Below are 17,422 nucleotides of genomic sequence, written 5' to 3' on the forward strand. Positions count from 1 at the left end.
GGGCCCGGGATAGATCGGGCCGAGGCAACCGGCGCCTTGGCAGTCCGGATGGCTAGAGACCGAAAGGTCAACGCCGTCCATGCCTGGGAGCACATCCCGAAAGGACGGCACACCGGGGCCTGCTCCATCGGGGCCCGACCTGTGAACGAGTGACTTTGGCCCGGCCCTTCCGCCTCGCGGTTGGGCCGCGGCCATGGCTACTCGTGCACCACAAGTAGCCGGGCCCACATGAGTCGGGCCGCCGCGCTCCGGCCAAGGATCGCGCGGCGGCCCCGGGCCCACCCCCATCGAGAGAAGAGGAAGACCCGTGAGGTCGATTGTTGCAGGCCAGCACGCCGTGGACTCCCAGGAGTTCGCGGAGCTGGCGTTGGGCGTGGACGAGGAGCTGTTCACCGGGGTGCCCGGTGAGTCGGCGCTGGAGTACCGGGCCCGGATGGACGTGGCGCTGGCGGTGCTGGCGGACCTGCGCCGGGAGGACCCGGTGCTCGCCGCCTACGCCGAGCGCCTGCTGAGCATGGCGCCGGTGCCGCTGCGGCGCCCGGCCGTCATCTACCGCACCGCCGGCGCCGGGCGGGTGGCGGCGTGACCACCATCATCGGCTCGACCTGGCGTCGGGACCCCGCGTTCGGGGCGGTCACCCGTCACCCCATGCCGGTGGTGGCCTTCCCGACGACCACGTACCGCATCCTCGACCTGCCGGAAGCGCTGCTGCGCGAGGAGATCGCGGTCCACGAGGCCGGCCACGCGGTCCTCGCGTTCCACCTCGGCATGCGGTTCACGGTCGTGTCGGTCGCCGACGACCTCGGCCACGGCCAGGACACGCACAGCGGTCGTATCGAGGTCCCCGGCGTCATCGCCGCGCCGCCGTACGACGTCATGCTGTTCGCCGCCGCCGGTGAGCGGGCCGCGGACCGGTGGTTGCGCGAGGCCGGCCTGTGGACCCCGGCGCGCGCGTGGGTGGTCGAGATCCTCGCCGAGGGCGACCGGGAAGCCATCGCCGAGTACGCCCGCCGCGTGCACCCCGACGGCCTCACCTACGGTGTCAGTGACGACCCAAGCCGGGACCTGGCCGCTCTCCACGACCAGGCGGACGCCCTGCTCGACACGCTGTGGGACCGGGTGACGGCCCTCACCGCCGCCCTGACCCAGCGCGGGCGGCTGACGGAGGAACAGGCCGCCGAGGCCGCCGGCTTCTCCCCGAAGGCGGGGTGGCAGCGGTGAGCGACACCCTGAACCGCACCGGCTGGCGCTTCGACGCCCGGAACGGGATGACCACCCGCAACCCCCGCCCGGAGCTGCCGTCGAGCGTGGGCGTCACCGAGGCCCTGGACCTGCCGGTGGACGAGTTGCGGCGCGCCCTCGCCACGCACGAGGCCGGCCACGTCCTGGTCATGCTGCACTCCGGGATCCCGTTCAAGCACGTCTTCATCCGCAACGACCTCGGCCTGGTCCCGGACCCGGACCAGGTCGGCAGCGGCGGCGCGGTCGTCATCAGTCCCTGTTCGACCCCGCTCCGCACCGGCCTGATGATGCTGGCCGCCGGCGAGCGGGCCCAGGACCGGTGGCTGCGCGAGACCGGCCGATGGACCACCCGGCGCGGATGGCTGACCGAACTCGGCGCCATCAACGACCGCCGCGAGATCTACCGGGCCGTGGACGAGGCCTTCGGCCGGGACGTCACCTTCGGGACCTCCGACGACCCGTGCCGGGACCTGGCCGCGCTGCACGACCACACCGACGCCCTCCTCGACACGCTCTGGGGCCATGTGGCCCGCCTCGCCGAAGCGCTGGACCGGCGCGGGCGGCTGACCGGCGGGCAGGCCGCCGAGGCCGCCGGCTTCTCCCCGAAGGCGGGGTGGCAGCGGTGAGCGGGCCGAACGACTTCCGGGCCGAGCGGCGCGCCGACCAGCAGGCCGTCCGGGCCGATGACCGGGCGGACCGGCGGGAGGAGCGCGAGCAGAAGCGGTTGGACGCCGAGGCGGCCCGCCAGCGGCGCCAGGCCGACCAGCGCGACGCCGAGCAGGCCCGGGAGCGGCGGCGGGAGGCGCGGGCCGCGCGGTTCGGCCGGGTGACCGGCTGGATCACGGTGAACCCCGCGAGGGCGTTCGTCCGGCTGGTGCAGGCGTGCTCGATCGTGCCGGCCGTGGCCTCGCAGGTCGCCGCGCTCGACCACGCCAAGGTCGCGGTGCTGCTCGCGGTGCTGCTGGCCGCGATGCTGGAGGGCGGCGCGTGGGCGCTGGTCGCCATGGGCGCCCAGGCCGAAGGCGAGCGCTCCACCCACACCTACCGCCTCGGCGCCTGGGCGGCCGGGACGGTTGCCGCCGGGATCAACTTCGCCCACGGCTGGACGCAGTACCCCGACGCCCGGTGGGTCGCCGCCGTGCTGGCCCTGTCCAGTATCGGCGCCGTCTGGCTGACCGACCTCCAGACCCACGGCGGCCGCGGCCCGACCACCGCCGAGAAGAAGACGGCGAAGGAGCGGGCCGAACACGCCCGCCACCGCGCCGACCACCACCCGAAGGTGCGGGAGGTCGCGGACCGCCTGCTGTCTGCCGCCGCCTACGGAGCGTTGTCGCCCGACGAGGCGTGGCGCATCGCCTGGGAGTACGTCCACGGCGTCACCACGCCGGGTCTGACCGCCGAGCTGCTCGCCCAGCGGCTCAACGCCCGGGCCCGCGTGGCGGAGCTGAGCGCGCTTCCGGCACCGGCCGATCTGTGGCCGGGCATGCCCGACGACCCGTTCCCCGCCCTCACCCTCCCGCTGCCCACGGGGCCGTCCGACGGCGTCTACCTCGACACCGTTCCCGACGTCCTGCGGAACGCTTCCCCAATCACCACGGAAGCGCTCGAATCCCTTTACGGAAACGGGTCGGGCGTACCCGCACCGAAGCCCGAAGAGCCCGGCGACGGGTCCTCGACCGAGGGCGGCGGGAACGCTTCCGCCTCGGCCGGGGAACGGCCCCTGGACCCGGCCGACCTCGCCCGAGTGCGGGTGCTGGCGGCCGACCTCGCCGCCGACGGCGAGGAGCTGTCGACCCGCAAGGTCCGCGCGCTGCTCGGCTGCCGCAACGAGACCGCCGTCCGCCTGCGCGCCGCCGTCGAGGCCGAGCGAAACCGCCCCGGCAAGGAGAACGCACAGTGACCACCGGCGCCGACACCCGCCGCGACCTCGACAAGCCCGTCACCGACCGCTGAGGGAGCGCGTGATGCAGCTCTTCCGCCGTAGCCAGCAGCCCCAGACGGGCCAGCAGCGCCGGGCCGCCGCCGTCCGCCGCGCCGACCGCGAGGGCCAGCGCCAGATCGACAGCCTCCGCACCAGCAAGAGCACCACGGCCTGGCACTCCGCCCCGGCCCCCCGCTCCTGGTGGCGCTCCTCCTGACCACCCCTCGGGCCCGGCTCCGGCCGGGCCCCTCCCAAGGAAGACTCCATGGCCTACACGCTGTGCCTGCTGTTCCTGGTGGTCGACGCCGTGATCGCCGTCCTGTGCATTCGCGAGCTGATCCGCCGGGGCGGGTGGGACCGATGACGATCCCGCCGCCGCCGTCCGAGCCGCCCACCGCCGGCATGCCCACCCCGGGCCCCGAGCCCGTGGCCGAGTGGTGGCGCAAGTCCGGCCCCGTCGTCCCCCCTCCGGCCCAGCCCCCGACCCCGGGTCTGCCGGACACCACCGTCCACACCCCGATCCCGATCGCCGCCGCCCCCGCCGGACCGCCCTCGATGGAGGCCGCGGCCGAGGCCTTCTGGGCCCCGGCCGGCAGGCTCTTCGCCGAGCAGGCCACGGCCATCGCCTCCCAGGTGGGGGAGCAGATCGGCCAACTCCTCACCGAGACCGAGGCCCAGCGCGCTGCCCGTCAGCAGGTCGAGTACGAGGAGATGCTCGCGGGCCAGCGGGCCCGGATGGATGCGGCGCTCGGCGCGGTCGGGGAGAGCGCCCAGGAGCGCTCGGCGCGCCACCACATCGAGGACATCCTCACCCCCAGTACGCCCGGCCACCGGGACGACCTCGTCGGCCTGGTCGACCTGCTCGCGGACCGGCTCTCCGAGACCCCAGAGGGCCGGGTCGCCCGCCTGGAGGCCCAGCGCGAGCTGGAGAAGCAGCGCGTCCGCGTCCGGGAGGACGCCGCCCGCGCCGCGGCCGGGGAGACACCCGCCCAGCGCGACCTGCGCCACCGCCGGCAGCGGCTCGCCGACCAGCGCGAGGCCAAGATCCGGGCCCGCCGCCAGCACCGCAAGGCCGCCCGCGCCACGGCCGGGTCCTCCGACCGCACCCGCCGCTTCCGCCGCTGGTGCGTCCTCACCGCCATCAGCGCGGTCGGTGGCTACGCGACCGGCCTGGTCGAGCTGATCACGCCGGGCGGGCCCTTCGTCGGCCTGCTGCTGGCCGGTGCCGGCTGGGCCCTCGACCTGCACCTGCGTGACCGGGGCCGCCTGCGTGTGAGCGAGGTCCGCCGCCCCGGGCCCCTTCTGATCCTGATCGCCGCGCGCATCCCGGTCGCCTCCGGCCTCGCCGTCGCCACCGGCCTCGCCCCGCTCTTCGCCGCCCTCCCCCTCTTCTGACCCACGCCAAGGAGACACCTCATGAGCAGCCTCATCGCGCTGGGCGCCGGCGGCGCCGCCACGGTTACCTCCGCGTACCTCCTCGTCGGCATCCGCGGCAAGAACAAGATCACCGTGGACCCCGACCACGTCCCCTACTGGGCGTTCGGCATCGGCCTGTTGAGCGCCAACGCCGGTACCGCGTTCCAGCAGCTGAGCGGCATCGGCGACCAGCTCGGTGCCAGCTTCCAGGGCAACCAGGCCCTCGGCGAGTGGCAGACCGGTGCGACCGCCGCCCTGCTGACCATCGCGGTTTTCGGGCTCAAGCCGAAGCCCTGGAAGGACGTCATCTGCGGCGCCGTCGCTCCCAGCCTCTACGCGAGCGCCGGCGGCTTCTGGGCCATCCCCGCCTCTGTCCTCAGCGGCCTGATCAACTCGTTCATCGGCTGACGGCGATGGAACGAATCTTCCCCACCGAGAAGCTGATCCCGACTCTCCTGTGGCCGTTCACCGGCCTGGCCACTGGCACGCCCGTCCTCGTCCGCAAGCTGACGGCCCCCCAGCGCGAGCGCCGCGCCGAGGCCGCCGCGCTCAAGGCCAAGCAGGGCGAGTTCGCCGCCCAGGCCGCCCAGGCCGCCGAGGAGGCCTTCACGAAGAAGCTCGCCACGGAGGCCGACCCGGCCAAGCGCGCCGCGATGCTCCAGGCCCGGGAAGCCGCGCAGGTCACGGCCCGCCAGTTCGAGCTGGAGCAGGCCAAAGCCGCCCGCAAGGCCGCGCGGAGCCGGGCGGGCGACGCCGCCGGAGCGGCGGCCCTGATGCTGATCGTCGGCGGCCCCCTCGTCTGGTCCCTGGCCCGGCCCTGGATCGAGCCCGGCATCGGCCTCCTGATCGGGGCGTGGTGGATCGCCGCCCTGATCCACGCACCGGCCCCCGCCAAGACCACCCCGGCCGAGGCCGACCAGGAGGACCAGGAGCAGGGCCAGCCCATACCGGTTCCCCCCGAGGAGGAGCCCGCGGAGGAGGACTTCCAGGAGGCCCCCGAGGCGGCCGCCCCGACCCCCGCTGACGCCCGCCACGCGGTGGCCCTCCTCGGGGCCGACGGCACCCACGTCGCCCTCACCGCCGTGACCGCCCACCTGGCCGCCGCACACCCCCGCTGGGAGCGCTCCGGAAAGGCCACGAAGGCGCTCCTCACCCAGGCCGGAATCCGGTACCGGGACGGGGTCCGCGTGAACGGCATCAGCGTGCCCGGCATCCACCACGACGACGTCCCCCCGCTCCCCTCCCCCTCTGAGAGCGCCCCTGACGGCGTTGTTGTCGCAGGTCAGAGCAACAACAACAACCACAACAACGCCCGCGAGTGGACCACCCGAGAGGGGTTCGTCATGCGGACCGACCCCGACAACCCCGCCCGGACGATCATCGTCAACCCCGCCCCCGCCGCCTGATCCACCGACACGAAAGGCACTCCGCCATGACCGACCGCTGGCCCGACAAGACCGTCACGGAGTTCAGCAACGAGGAACTGTGCGCCGCGATCGAGCAGCACCAGGACGACCCCGACCCCGCGACCCAGGGCATCGTCCGCAGCTGCATCCGGGAGTGGGAGCGCCGCCACGGCCTCCCCCAGACCTGACCCAACACCTCGCCTCGCCGGAGCCCGCGTCAGCATCCGCTGGCGCGGGCTCCGCCATACCCGTCGACGGCTGCCCGGGCTGTCTCCCGTCTCCGCCCCGGCCCCCACCGCCCGCCGGATCACCGACCTCGCCGTGAACACCGACCCCACCAGGGCCGACAACGCCACCGCCTGGTCATCGACCTGCACCCCGCTGACTGACCTGACCAACACCCCCAGACAGCACGAAACCCCGCACCTGCCGCCTGTCTTGGCGGATCGTCGGCCGGTGCGGGGTCGTGCATCCCAATCAGAGATGGGACCAAGCATGCCCCAGTTCGGCCACTCCACAGTCATCATCGTGGACAACCTCGCCGACCGGCGGGACGCCAGCGACGGCCACTCCCGCTACGGCGCCTACATCGCCCACCACGCCGACCGGTTCCACGAGGACGGCGAACCGCTCCGGCCGGTCGACTTCGCCGCCGCCGCGTGGCGCACCGCCACCAGCCCCGTCATGGCCCCGGGCTACGCGGTCGTCCGGCCCGACCTCGACCGGGTCGAGGTGTACGTCGACCACGACGGCGGCGCGCAGTTCTGCGCGAAGGTCGGCCTGCGGCACAACGCGCTCGCCCACCGCCCCACCGGCCGCCTGCTGGACTGGGAGCGCTCCCCGTGGTCCCGCCCCGGCGAGTCGTGGCCCGCCCTGGTCAGCCCGGAGCGCACCGACCGCCCCGCCGTCCTGGTGACCGCCACCGTGCTCCTGCCGATCCCGGACACCATCCTCGTCGCCCCCACCACGGCCCGGCCCGGCCGCACGCTCACCGACGAGGCCAAGGCCGTGGTCGCGGCCCTCGCCGAGCACGCCAACCGCAACCTCGCCCCGCTCGTCACCGAGCTGCTGGGCAGGGCGAAGTGACCCGGGTTCCGCCGCTGGCCGGCGCCGACCTGTGGCGGGCCGTCCTCGCGGCAGCGGCCGGCCGCTGCCAGTGCCGGGGAACCTGCGGCAAGACCCACGACAAGGACGGCGGGCGGTGCCCCGCCGTCCACGGCACCTACCAGGCCAAGCACGGCCGCGGCTGGGTGCGCCTGCTCGCCGCCCCGGCCGACCCCGTCTCGCTGCTGCTGCCCCCGCACCAGGCCGCCGCCCTGCCCAAGCAGGCGCTGGTCGCCTGGTGTCGGCACTGCCACGACGCCACCCTCCGCGCCGCCAAGGCCCAGCACGCCACCGCCGCCCCGGCCGTCGAGCCGGACGCCCTCTTCGACTGACCTGCCCCCCTTCGGGCGGTCCGCGCCCGAAGGCCCCGCCGGGGCTCGGGCCGCCCGCTCCTCACGAAAGGAGCCCGCAGTGAGCACCGAGTACGCGCCGAACGTGATCCCGTTCCGGCCCGAGCCCGCCGAGGTCAAGGCCGCCGAGCAGGCCGTCATCGGCGCCGCCCTGCTCGACCCCGCCCAGATCCCCGCTCTCGCCGCCCAACTCGGCGACCCGGGCGTGTTCTACCACCTCGCACACGAGACGATCTGGCGGGCCATCACCCGCATGGCGGCCAGCGGCGAGCGGCCGGTCGACCCGATGCTGCTGGCCGAGGTCCTGCGCGGCCAGGGCGACCTGGGCCGCATCGGCGGGCCCGGCTACCTGCACACCTGCATCCAGGCCACTCCCACCGCCGCGAACGGCGAGTACTACGCCGAGATCGTGCGCGTGGCCGCCGAGCGGCGCCGCATCAACACCGCCACCAGCCGCCTCGCCCACATGGCCGGCGACGACCAGGCCGACCTCGACGCCGTCCGCACCGCCGCGCTCGCCGCGCTCGCGGACCTCGCCTCCGGCGAGACCTGGCTCGACCCGGTTCCGCTCGGCTCGCACGGCGCCCTGCCCACGTTCCCCGTCCGTGCCCTGCCCGGGTGGGTGGGCGCGTACGTGGAGGCGGTGGCGGAGTTCACCCAGACCCCGGCCGACATGGCCGCCACCATGTCCCTGGCCGCGCTGTCCACCGCCGCCGGCGGCCGGGTGGGCGTGGAGATCCGGCCCGGCTGGCGCGAGCAGTCCAACCTCTACCTGGTCTGCGCGATGCCGCCCGCCAGCCGCAAGTCCGACGTGTTCGCGTTCATGACCGGCCCCGTCTACCGGGTCGAGGACGAGCTGCGGGCTGAGGCCCGGGCCCGGATCATCGAGGCCGAGACCGCCAAGGAGACCGCGCTGGCCGAGGTCGAGGCGCTCATGGCCAAGGCCCGCAAGAACCCCGACCTCGACCGCGCGCACCTGGTCGCCGAGATCTCCGGCGCCCGGATGCTGGCCGACGAGATCGTCGTCCCGCCGAGCCCGCGGCTGACCCTGTCCGGGGACATCACCCCCGAGACCGTCACCCACCAACTCGGCGTCCACCGCTGCCTGGCCGCGCTCTCGCCCGAGGGCGACCTCTTCGACAGCATCGTCGGCCGCTACAGCAGCAAGCCCAACCTCGGAGTCTTCCTCCAGGCCCACAAGGGCGAGCGGCTCCAGGCCGACCGGATCACCCGCGAGCAGCCCACCGTCGACAAGCCCGCGCTCACCATCGGCGTGACCCCGCAGCCCGCCGTCCTCCAGGAGCTCGGCGCCGCCCCCGGGGCCCGCGACCGCGGCCTGCTCGCCCGATTCCTGTACTCCCTCCCGCCGTCCAACCTCGGCTACCGCAAGATCCGCACCACCCCTGTCCCCGAACCGGTCGCCACCACCTACGACCTCCGTCTGTCCGCGCTCCTCCGCGCCCTCACCGCCCTGGACGAGCCGGTCGTCGTCACGATGACCGAGGCCGCCGACCTCGCCGTCGAGAAGCTCCAGGAGAAGTTCGAGGTCCAGCTCCGCCCGGACGAACCGCTCGCTCACATCAAGGACTGGGCCGGCAAGCTCGTCGGCCACATCGCCCGCATCGCGGTCCTCCTCCACCTCGCCGACCACGTCGGCGGCGACTGGCGCGCCCCCGTCGAGGCCGCCACCGTCGACCGCGCCGCCGAGATCGCCGAGTACTACACCGCCCACACCCTCGCCGTCTTCGACCTCATCGCCGCCGACCCCGCCACCGAGGACGCCCACGCCCTCCTCCAGTGGCTCCAGCGGCCGAAGAAGGACGGCACCCACCGCAGCCACGTCAAGGCCCACGACGCCGTCGCCAGCAGCCGTCGCTTCAAGAAGGTCGCCGACGTCGATCCCGCCCTGACCCTGCTCGAACAGCACGGCTTCCTCCGCTCCGACCAGGCCGGCCCCACCGGCCAGCGAGGGCGACCGCAGGCCGTCACCTACCGTGTCCACCCCTCCATCGGAACCCCCGTAGACGGAGCGGAAACCCGGTAACCGTCAGGGATGTCAGGAGAAAGCCCTGACCAGTCAAAACGACCCCGGACAGGGCGTCAGGGATTGTCAGGGATGTCAGGGAAAGCCGCTATTCCCCTGACATCCCTGACAATCCCTGACGCCCTACCAGGAGCCAAATCCGCAGGTCAACGGTTTGCCCTGACATCCCTGACACTTTTCGGCCCCAATCGCCGTCCACGCACCGGGGCCATCACGCACCGCAACCACCATCCGTACCCGCAGACGGAGATGACTGCCATGCCCAAGCCGGAGTACCTGAGGCTCCCCGCCGTCCTCAAGGAGATCGACATGTCCCGTGCCGCGTTCTACCGGATGCGCGCCCGGGGCGAGGCCCCGAAGCTCATCAAGCTGCCGAACGGGCAGCTCCGGGTGAGCCGCGCCGACCTGGACGCCTGGTGGGCGGCGCGCGAGGTGGCCGCCTGATGGCCACCTCCTACAAGGTCAAGTTCTGGGAGCACCGCCACCGGCCCGACCGGCGAACGCCGTGGCAGGTGCGGTGGACCGTGAACGGCCTGGAGTTCTCCGAGTCTTACCTCACGAAGACCCAGGCGGACGGCCGGAAGGCCGTGCTGCTCGTCGCGGCGGCCTCGCACGAGCCCTTCGACACGGAGACGGGCCTCCCCCTCTCGGAGTTGCGCAAGCTCCGGGAGGAGGAGAACGCCGTCACCTGGTACCAGCACGGTCGGAACTACGTCGAGGCCCGTTGGGACGGTGCCCCCGCGAAGACCCGGACGACGTGGGCCGACGCGTTGGCGAGCGTCACGTTCGAGCTGGTCGCGAGCAAGGCCGGGATGCCGGACAAGCGGGTCGTGAGGCGCGCGCTGTACGGCTGGGCCTTCAACGTGAACCGCTGGGACGATGAGCCGCCGGCCGAGGTCGCCAAGGCGCTCACGTGGATCGCGCGGAACTCCGTGAACGTCTCGGCCTTGGAGGAGCCGAAGATGGTCCGGCGCCTGCTGGCCGCCATCTCGGTGAAGCTGGACGGCACCCGGGCCGCCGCTTCGACGACGCTCCGGAAGCGCCGGATTCTGGGCCACGTCGTGGACCGGGCCGTCGAGGACGGCCTGCTGACCACCAACCCGCTGCCGTCCGTGCAGTGGCAGCCGCCCCGGGCCGAGGAGGAGCTCGACCCGGAGTACGTCATGAGCCCCGAGCAGGCCGCCGCGATGCTGGAGGCGGTTGGCCGGCAGGGGCGGCGCGGGCCCCGACTGGTGGCGTTCTTCGGGTGCATGTACTACGCGGGGATGCGCCCGGGTGAGGTGGTGCACCTCCGCAAGGACCGGTGCGTGCTGCCGGCGGAGGGCTGGGGGAAGCTCAACCTCAACGGGAACAGCCCCCGGGTCGGGTCCTCCTGGACGGACAGCGGGGAGTCCCACGACCCGCGGGGCCTCAAGCACCGCGCCGAGACGGCCACCCGGCCGGTACCCATCCCGCCCGAGCTGGTGAAGCTGCTGCGGGAGCACATCGAGCAGCACGGCACCGCTCCGGACGGCCGGCTGTTCCGGACCTTCCGGGACGGCATGGTGCAGGAGAGCGGGTACGGCGTCGTCTGGGCCGCCGCCCGGGCCGAGGTGTTCAGCGAGGACGAGCGGGCCACCCCGCTCGCCAAGCGCCCGTACGACGCCCGGCACGCGGGCATCTCGCTCTGGCTGGCATCCGGGGTGGCACCGGCGGAGTGTGCCCGGCGTGCGGGGCACAGCATCGCCGTCCTGCTGCGGGTCTACGCGAAGTGCATCCACGGCGACGAGGACCACGCCAACCGGCTGATCGCCGAGCGCCTCCAGCGGCGGACCGAACGGCCGCCGGCGATCGAGGGTCCGTGACTCTGGTCCGCCCCTGGTCCGGAACCGCTGGTCAGGACTGGGATTCGGGCGAAACGAGGTGAGACAAACCACGCAAAACGACCATCCGGCGTGACCGGTGTTCGAATACAACGAAACAGCCCCTGGTCTGCGTTTCCGCAGATCAGGGGCTGTTTTCTATCCTGTGGCTGGTGCAGGGTTCGAACCTGCGTAGCTTGCGCGACAGATTTACAGTCTGCTCCCTTTGGCCGCTCGGGCAACCAGCCAGGATTTTCGTTTCCCGGGGTGTTCGCCCCGTTCGACTTGGTAAACCATACCCGATGCCGGGGGGTGTTCCGCCACTCGATAGATCACACGATGATCAAGGAGTCTCGGGCGCCTGCTACGGGCGGGGCCGGTGTGGCGCTGGATAGGCTGGGCCTGCGGGCGCCCCTGCGGGGCGGACCCGTGCCAGTGAAGACCAGAGCATCAAGGAGACCAATACCCATGGCCGACTCCAGTTTCGACATCGTCTCGAAGGTCGAGTGGCAGGAGGTCGACAACGCGATCAACCAGACCTCCCGCGAGATCGCGACGCGCTTCGACTTCAAGAACGTGGGCGCCGAGATCAGCCGCTCCGGCGAGAAGATCGAGATGAAGGCGAACGGCGAGGAGCGCGTGCGCGCCGTCCTCGACATCCTCCAGACCAAGTTCGTCAAGCGCGGCCTGTCGCTGAAGGCTCTGGACGCCAACGAGCCCCAGCTCTCCGGCAAGGAGTACAAGATCTTCGCCAACGTCAAGGAGGGCATCACCACGGAGGACGCGAAGAAGGTCGCGAAGATCATCCGTGACGAGGGCCCGAAGGGCGTCAAGGCGCAGGTCCAGGGCGACGAGCTGCGCGTCAGCTCGAAGAGCCGCGACGACCTCCAGGCCGTGCAGGCCCTGCTCAAGGGCAAGGACCTGGACTTCGCGATCCAGTACGTGAACTACCGCTGACCCTCCGGTCGGCCGGTCCGACGGACGACGGCGCGGCCCCGCTCCCGGGTTCGGGAGCGGGGCCGTTCGCGTGACCGGGGCGGTGCCGGCAGGCGGGCAGGCCGGCGGGCGGGGGCGGGTCAGGCGGTCGGCTCCGCCCAGCCGCCGGTGGTGCGGTGCCGGCCCAGGCCGACCGACTCGAACTCGTCCACCCGGCCCTCCTCGGTGTGCGCGCCGAGCCGTCTGAGGGCGCGGGAGATCGGGGTGCCCTCGGCCGGGGACGCCTCGAACTCGCCGATGGTGAGCGGGCCGAGGGCGACCGCGCCGTCCGCCCAGACGGCGGCGCGCTGGGTGCCGCTGCCGCCGAAGTAGTCCGCCTCGACGCAGGCGATCGGGCCGGCCTTCGACCAGGCGGCCAGCCGGAGCTCGAAGCCGCCCGAGTGCCAACCGAACCCGGCCCCGCCGGCGCGCTTGCGCGCGGTGCCGTCCCCCTGGAGCGCGGCGAGGACGGCGGGGGTGACGGGGAGCAGTGCCAGCCCCTGTGCCAACGGCACCACCCTGGCCGCAGAAACCTCCGCCGACGCCACCGTCAACAGCTCCAATGTTCCAATCAGCGCCTGGAGTTCGTAGGACATGGCGGACATGGTGTCCCACCGCACCGACAGTCGGCCCGGAATTTATGATTCCGTGCCCGGTCGGAGACCGTAGAGCAGACTGCGGGGCCGCGTGACGGCTCAAGCCGCCTCTCCGGTCACGCTGCCGGTCACCCGCTCGGGCGCCTGCGGCATGCGGTGGCCGCGACACCCGGATGGACTGGCCCGGTACGGCCTCCACCGGCCCCTCCCCGTCTCCCGTACAGCCGGGTGCTTCCGGCCGGGGCCGTACGCAGGAGGACCGCATGCATTCCACGGACACGCCCCCGCCGGACCGGACGACCACGACCGTGGCGCTCCGCACTCTGGCCCGCGCCCTTCTCCACCTCGTCCCGGCCCTTGTGCTCCTGCCCCCGCCCGCCCCCGGCCGGGTCGGCGGCGCGCCCCGCCGGGCCCCGGCGCGGCCGCCGGTGCCGCTCCGGCCCGCCGAGGAGCGGCCGGCCCGCCGTCCGGATCGCGCCGGTCCCTGCCCGAGGGCTTCGCCAACTCGGCGCGGAAGTGATGGAGTCGACCCGATGGCGACTCAGCCGAGCCCGTCCGGCCCCCGAGGAGGAACCGCCGTGCCCCGTCCCTTCACCGTCGAGGACCACACCGCCCGGATGGCCCGGGCCGCCGCCGAGGCGACCGCCGCCGGGCTGGCCGGCCTGGTCGTCGCCCCCGGACCGGACCTGGCCTACCTGTGCGGCTACACGCCCACCGCGGTCACCGAGCGGCTGACCGCCCTCGTCCTCACCGCCGGACGCGAACCCGCCCTGGTGGTCCCCAAGCTGGAGCGTCCGGACGCCGAGAAGGCGGTCGGCGCCCCGGCCGTCCGGCTGCTCGACTGGTCCGACGGCGAGGACCCGTTCGCCACCGCGGGCCCGCTGCTCGACCCGGCCGGGCGGTACGGCGTCTCCGACAACACCTGGGCGCTGCACCTGCTCGGCTTCCAGGCCGCGCTGCCCGGTGTCTCCTTCAGCTCGCTCACCGACAGCCTGCCGATGCTGCGCGCCGTCAAGGACGCCGAGGAGGTGGACCGTCTGGCCGCGGCCGGCGGCGCCGCGGACGCCGCCTACCGGGGCATTCTGGAGGTCCCCTTCGCCGGCCGCCGGGAGAACGACGTGGCCGCCGACCTCGCCGCGTTGCTCATCCAGTACGGGCACAGCCAGGTCGACTTCACCGTGGTCGGCTCCGGCCCGAACGGCGCCAACCCGCACCACGAGGCCGGTGACCGGGTCATCCGTACGGGTGACACCGTGGTGCTGGACTTCGGCGGCCTCAAGGACGGCTACGGCTCCGACACCACCCGGACGGTGCACGTCGGCCCGGACGTCCCGGACGAGGTGCGGAAGGTGCACGAGCTGGTCCGGTCGGCCCAGCAGACCGCCTTCGAGGCGGTCCGCCCCGGGGTGCCGTGCCAGGAGATCGACCGGATCGCCCGCCGGGTGATCACCGAGGGCGGGTACGGCGAGTACTTCATCCACCGCACCGGCCACGGCATCGGCACCACCACGCACGAGCCTCCGTACCTGGTCGAGGGCGAGGAGCGGCCACTGGTGCCCGGTATGTGCTTCTCGATCGAGCCCGGGATCTACCTGCCCGGCCGGTTCGGGGTGCGGATCGAGGACATCGTCACCGTCACCCCGTCGGGCGGGCGCCGCTTCAACAACACCCCGCACGAGTTGGGCATCGTGGCCTGAGCGCCCCTGACCACCTCTGACCGTTCCCCACCGTGCCTGACCCGATTTCGGACCGGGCACCCGACCGACCGTCGAACCATCTGTCGAACCGACTGTCGGACCACCCGTCGAACCGGGTGTCGACCGGATCGGACGTTCTTACGAACCGGTCATATTTCACCCAGAGACCTCCAAGTTTGGGTTGCTAGTTTCGGTGCGCATGACCAAGACCCTCCCCCCGGCCCCGCACGACGTGCGGGCCGGGCAGCCGCGCCCGGTGCCTCCGCCCCGCCCACGCGTGACGGGCTGGTCGAGACTCCGGTGGCTCGCCTGGCCGCTCTACCTGACGTGCTTCCTCTGGTTCCTGCGCACCGAGGGCATCCCCGCGGCCAACGACGTGCTGTTCCTCTGGCTGATCGCCGCCCTGCTGACCGCCGCCGTGCACAGCGGGCACGGCCCCCGCGGCTTCCTCCTGGTCCTGCGCGACTGGGTCCCGGTCATGGCCGTGGTGTGGACGTACTCGCTGCTGCGCGGCTACGGCGCGCACACCCCGTGGGCCCCGCACTGGCTGCCGCAGCTGCGCTTCGACGAGGTGCTCGGCTTCGGCGAGACCTGGACCGTCCGGCTCCAGCACGCCCTCTACACCCCCGGCTCGCCGCACTGGTACGACTACGCCGCGGTGGCCGTCTACCTCTCGCACTTCTTCGTCGTCTTCCTGCTGCTCGCGGTGCTCTGGCGGCGCGCCCACCACCGCTTCCGGCAGCTGCTCGCCGCCTACCTGACGCTCACCTTCGCGGGCTTCGCCACGTACCTCCTCTACCCGGCCGACCCGCCGTGGCTGGTCTCCCAGGAGGGCAACCTGCCGCACCTGTCCCGGGTGGTCTGGGAGGTGATCTCGGTGAGCGGGCTGCCGCAGGCCGACTCGCTGCTGGAGAACGGCAGTCAGTTCGCCAACGACGTCGCGGCGATGCCCTCGCTGCACTCCGCCTACCCGGCGATGCTGCTGTTCTTCTTCTGGCCCACCGCCAAGCGCTGGCTGCGGGCGGTGCTGGTCGCCTACCCGCTCGCGATGACCTTCACCCTGGTCTACGGCGCGGAGCACTTCATCATCGACGTCTTCGTCGGCTGGGCCTACGCGGCCGCGGTGGTGTTCGGCCTGCGCCGGCTGCACAACCGCCGGGCGGCCACTGCGGCTTCGGCCCCGGCTGCGGTTTCGGATCCAACGTCGACTCCGGCTGCGGCTCCGGCTCCGGCCACGGCGGAGAGCACGGCCAAGGACAGGGCAGACTTGGCCGGGTGACCCCGAGCGCACCGACGAAGCCCACCGCCGAGCAGCTGCTGGCCGCCAAGGACGGCACCATCCCGGACGTCTCCGGGCCCGGGCTGCGGGTGCTGTTCTGCGGCATCAACCCGGGCCTGTGGTCCGGCGCCACCGGGCACCACTTCGCCCGCCCGGGCAACCGCTTCTGGCCCGCCCTGCACCGCTCCGGCTTCACCGCGCGCCAGTACCGCCCGGACGAGCAGCAGGAGTTGCTCGCACTCGGCCTGGGCATCACCAACGTCGCCCCGCGCACCACCGCCAAGGCGGACGAACTGACCGCCGAGGAGCTGCGCGAGGGCGGCGCCGCACTGCGCGAACGGGTGCTGCGGCTGCGCCCGCGCGTCCTCGCCGTGCTCGGCATCGGCGCCTACCGGACGGCCTTCGGGCAGCGCCGGGCCGTGCTCGGGCGGCAGCCGGAGGGCATCGGGGACACCGAGGTGTGGGTGCTGCCGAACCCCAGCGGCCTCAACGCCCACTACACCCTGGACGGGCTGGCCGAGGAGTTCCGCAGGCTCCGCGAGGCCGTCGACGGCTGAGCCCCGGACAGCCGGGCCGCGGCGGCCCGAGCCGCTGACGGCTGAGCCGTCGAGGCCCGACCGGTCGGGGGAAGGGCCGCCGACAGCCCTTCCGGCAAGGGCAGTTCGCGCAGCTCGCGAATCAGTGCCCGGACGGCGGCCGTCCCGGCGAGCTCGGGCGTGGTGACGTACCCGACGGAGCGGCTCGGCGGCCGCGGCCCGAGGTCGGTGACGGCGAGGGCGGCCGGAGCGCCCAGCAGGGCGGTCCGGGGCATGATCGCCATGCCGAGGCCCTGGGCGACCAGTGAGAGGGCCACCGTGTCGTCCTCCACGTCCACCGTCGCGGGCGGGATCCAGTCCTGCCGCCGCCACCAGTCCCGGGTGTACGAACCGCAGTTCTCGTCCCAGTCGACCAGCGGGAGCTCGCGCGGCGCCGGGTGGCCCAGCGGGTGCGCGAGCGCGTACGACTCCTCGTACAGCGGCACCGCGACCAGACCGGGGACGGCCGGCGGGCCGCCCGGGTCGAGCGTGGCCAGCCCCAGGTCGGCGCGCCCGTCGGCGACCTCCCCGGCGGTGCCGCGGCCGATCTCCCGGACGATCCGGACACGGGTGCCGAGCCCGGGGTGCCGCTCGGCCAGCCGGGCCAGGACGGACGGCAGCAGATGGGCGGCGGCACTGCGGAAGGCGGCGATCCGCAGCGTGCCGGTCAGCGGCCCGGCCGCTCCCGCGCCGCGCACCTCGGGGCCCATCGCGTCCAGCAGCCGCAGGATCCGGCGGGCGTACGCCACCGCCCGCGCGCCGCCCTCGGTGGGACGCGCGCCGTGGCGCCCGCGGTCGAAGAGCACCGTGCCGAGCTTCCGCTCGCAGGCGCGCACGGTGTGCGAGACGGCGGACTGGGTGGTGCCCAGGCGTGCGGCGGCCGCCGTGAAGCTCCGCTCCTCCTCGACGGCGACCAGGGTCCGCAGCTCGTGCGGGGCGAGATCGGTCATGCGCCCGAACCTATCCCGACCGTCCG

General features: G+C 73.5%; 20 protein-coding genes and 1 tRNA gene. 18 read left to right on the forward strand and 3 right to left on the reverse strand.

Going from position 1 to position 17,422, the window contains the following annotated elements; genetic code table 11:
- Window positions 1-307: 307 nt before the first annotated feature.
- The 14 genes from ACGF13_RS01220 to ACGF13_RS01285 all read left to right on the forward strand — a co-directional run bounded on the left by ACGF13_RS01220 (window position 308) and on the right by ACGF13_RS01285 (window position 11,327).
- A complete protein-coding gene (locus ACGF13_RS01220; protein WP_392867494.1) occupies window positions 308-586 on the forward strand; it encodes a hypothetical protein in 279 nt (92 codons plus the stop codon).
- Window positions 583-1,221 carry a hypothetical protein gene (locus tag ACGF13_RS01225; protein ID WP_392867496.1) on the forward strand — a complete coding sequence of 213 codons (639 nt, stop codon included), beginning with the start codon at window positions 583-585 and terminating at the stop codon, window positions 1,219-1,221. The genes ACGF13_RS01220 and ACGF13_RS01225 overlap by 4 nt, the downstream gene beginning before the upstream one ends.
- A complete protein-coding gene (locus ACGF13_RS01230; RefSeq protein WP_392867498.1) occupies window positions 1,218-1,868 on the forward strand; it encodes a hypothetical protein in 651 nt (216 codons plus the stop codon). The genes ACGF13_RS01225 and ACGF13_RS01230 overlap by 4 nt, the downstream gene beginning before the upstream one ends.
- Window positions 1,865-3,142, forward strand: a complete 1,278-nt coding sequence (locus ACGF13_RS01235; RefSeq protein ID WP_392867500.1) for a hypothetical protein — start codon at window positions 1,865-1,867, stop codon at window positions 3,140-3,142. Before ACGF13_RS01230 ends, ACGF13_RS01235 begins: the two co-directional genes overlap by 4 nt.
- Window positions 3,143-3,206: 64 nt before the next feature.
- Complete coding sequence (locus ACGF13_RS01240) at window positions 3,207-3,380, forward strand: hypothetical protein (RefSeq protein WP_392867503.1); 174 nt, start codon at window positions 3,207-3,209, stop codon at window positions 3,378-3,380.
- Window positions 3,381-3,523: 143 nt separating this feature from the next.
- On the forward strand, window positions 3,524-4,558 hold the full coding sequence (locus ACGF13_RS01245) for a hypothetical protein (RefSeq protein ID WP_392867505.1): 1,035 nt from the start codon (window positions 3,524-3,526) through the stop codon (window positions 4,556-4,558).
- A 21-nt stretch (window positions 4,559-4,579) separates the two neighbouring features.
- Window positions 4,580-4,987, forward strand: a complete 408-nt coding sequence (locus tag ACGF13_RS01250) for a hypothetical protein (protein WP_392867508.1) — start codon at window positions 4,580-4,582, stop codon at window positions 4,985-4,987.
- Window positions 4,988-4,992: 5 nt separating this feature from the next.
- Window positions 4,993-5,985: a hypothetical protein gene (locus ACGF13_RS01255; RefSeq protein ID WP_392867509.1), complete on the forward strand. Its 993-nt coding sequence runs from the start codon at window positions 4,993-4,995 to the stop codon at window positions 5,983-5,985.
- Window positions 5,986-6,011: 26 nt separating this feature from the next.
- The gene (locus tag ACGF13_RS01260; RefSeq protein WP_392867512.1) at window positions 6,012-6,173 is read left to right on the forward strand and encodes a hypothetical protein; all 162 of its coding nucleotides are present in this window, start codon (window positions 6,012-6,014) and stop codon (window positions 6,171-6,173) included.
- Window positions 6,174-6,480: 307 nt separating this feature from the next.
- Window positions 6,481-7,071 (forward strand): hypothetical protein, encoded by a 591-nt coding sequence (locus ACGF13_RS01265; RefSeq protein WP_392867514.1) that lies wholly within the window; start codon window positions 6,481-6,483, stop codon window positions 7,069-7,071.
- Window positions 7,068-7,421, forward strand: coding sequence for a hypothetical protein (locus ACGF13_RS01270; protein ID WP_392867516.1), 354 nt, complete (start codon window positions 7,068-7,070; stop codon window positions 7,419-7,421). Before ACGF13_RS01265 ends, ACGF13_RS01270 begins: the two co-directional genes overlap by 4 nt.
- A 79-nt stretch (window positions 7,422-7,500) precedes the next feature.
- The gene (locus ACGF13_RS01275; protein ID WP_392867519.1) at window positions 7,501-9,483 is read left to right on the forward strand and encodes a DUF3987 domain-containing protein; all 1,983 of its coding nucleotides are present in this window, start codon (window positions 7,501-7,503) and stop codon (window positions 9,481-9,483) included.
- Between the two features lie 258 nt (window positions 9,484-9,741).
- Complete coding sequence (locus tag ACGF13_RS01280) at window positions 9,742-9,927, forward strand: helix-turn-helix domain-containing protein (protein WP_355674136.1); 186 nt, start codon at window positions 9,742-9,744, stop codon at window positions 9,925-9,927.
- Window positions 9,927-11,327: a tyrosine-type recombinase/integrase gene (locus ACGF13_RS01285; RefSeq protein ID WP_392867522.1), complete on the forward strand. Its 1,401-nt coding sequence runs from the start codon at window positions 9,927-9,929 to the stop codon at window positions 11,325-11,327. Before ACGF13_RS01280 ends, ACGF13_RS01285 begins: the two co-directional genes overlap by 1 nt.
- 164 nt (window positions 11,328-11,491) lie before the next feature.
- On the opposite strand, the gene ACGF13_RS01290 is transcribed toward ACGF13_RS01285, so the two are convergent.
- Window positions 11,492-11,572 (reverse strand) — tRNA-Tyr (locus ACGF13_RS01290).
- A 220-nt stretch (window positions 11,573-11,792) separates the two neighbouring features.
- Here ACGF13_RS01290 and ACGF13_RS01295 point away from each other — a divergent pair.
- Complete coding sequence (locus ACGF13_RS01295; protein WP_049652087.1) at window positions 11,793-12,281, forward strand: YajQ family cyclic di-GMP-binding protein; 489 nt, start codon at window positions 11,793-11,795, stop codon at window positions 12,279-12,281.
- A 119-nt stretch (window positions 12,282-12,400) separates the two neighbouring features.
- Here ACGF13_RS01295 and ACGF13_RS01300 read toward each other — a convergent pair whose 3' ends face one another.
- Window positions 12,401-12,895: a hypothetical protein gene (locus tag ACGF13_RS01300; protein ID WP_392867525.1), complete on the reverse strand. Its 495-nt coding sequence runs from the start codon at window positions 12,893-12,895 to the stop codon at window positions 12,401-12,403.
- A 533-nt stretch (window positions 12,896-13,428) separates the two neighbouring features.
- Between ACGF13_RS01300 and ACGF13_RS01305 the strand changes: the two genes are divergently transcribed.
- From ACGF13_RS01305 to mug, 3 genes are all read left to right on the forward strand, one after another.
- Window positions 13,429-14,592 carry an aminopeptidase P family protein gene (locus ACGF13_RS01305; RefSeq protein ID WP_392867527.1) on the forward strand — a complete coding sequence of 388 codons (1,164 nt, stop codon included), beginning with the start codon at window positions 13,429-13,431 and terminating at the stop codon, window positions 14,590-14,592.
- Between the two features lie 199 nt (window positions 14,593-14,791).
- Window positions 14,792-15,871 carry a phosphatase PAP2 family protein gene (locus tag ACGF13_RS01310; RefSeq protein WP_392867530.1) on the forward strand — a complete coding sequence of 360 codons (1,080 nt, stop codon included), beginning with the start codon at window positions 14,792-14,794 and terminating at the stop codon, window positions 15,869-15,871.
- Window positions 15,868-16,428, forward strand: coding sequence for a G/U mismatch-specific DNA glycosylase (mug, locus tag ACGF13_RS01315; protein ID WP_392867532.1), 561 nt, complete (start codon window positions 15,868-15,870; stop codon window positions 16,426-16,428). Before ACGF13_RS01310 ends, mug begins: the two co-directional genes overlap by 4 nt.
- Here mug and ACGF13_RS01320 read toward each other — a convergent pair.
- Window positions 16,368-17,396: a LysR family transcriptional regulator gene (locus tag ACGF13_RS01320; protein ID WP_392867534.1), complete on the reverse strand. Its 1,029-nt coding sequence runs from the start codon at window positions 17,394-17,396 to the stop codon at window positions 16,368-16,370. The genes mug and ACGF13_RS01320 overlap by 61 nt on opposite strands.
- Window positions 17,397-17,422 lie beyond the last annotated feature (26 nt).

The organism is Kitasatospora sp. NPDC048286 (assembly GCF_043201735.1).
GTDB lineage: Bacteria > Actinomycetota > Actinomycetes > Streptomycetales > Streptomycetaceae > Kitasatospora.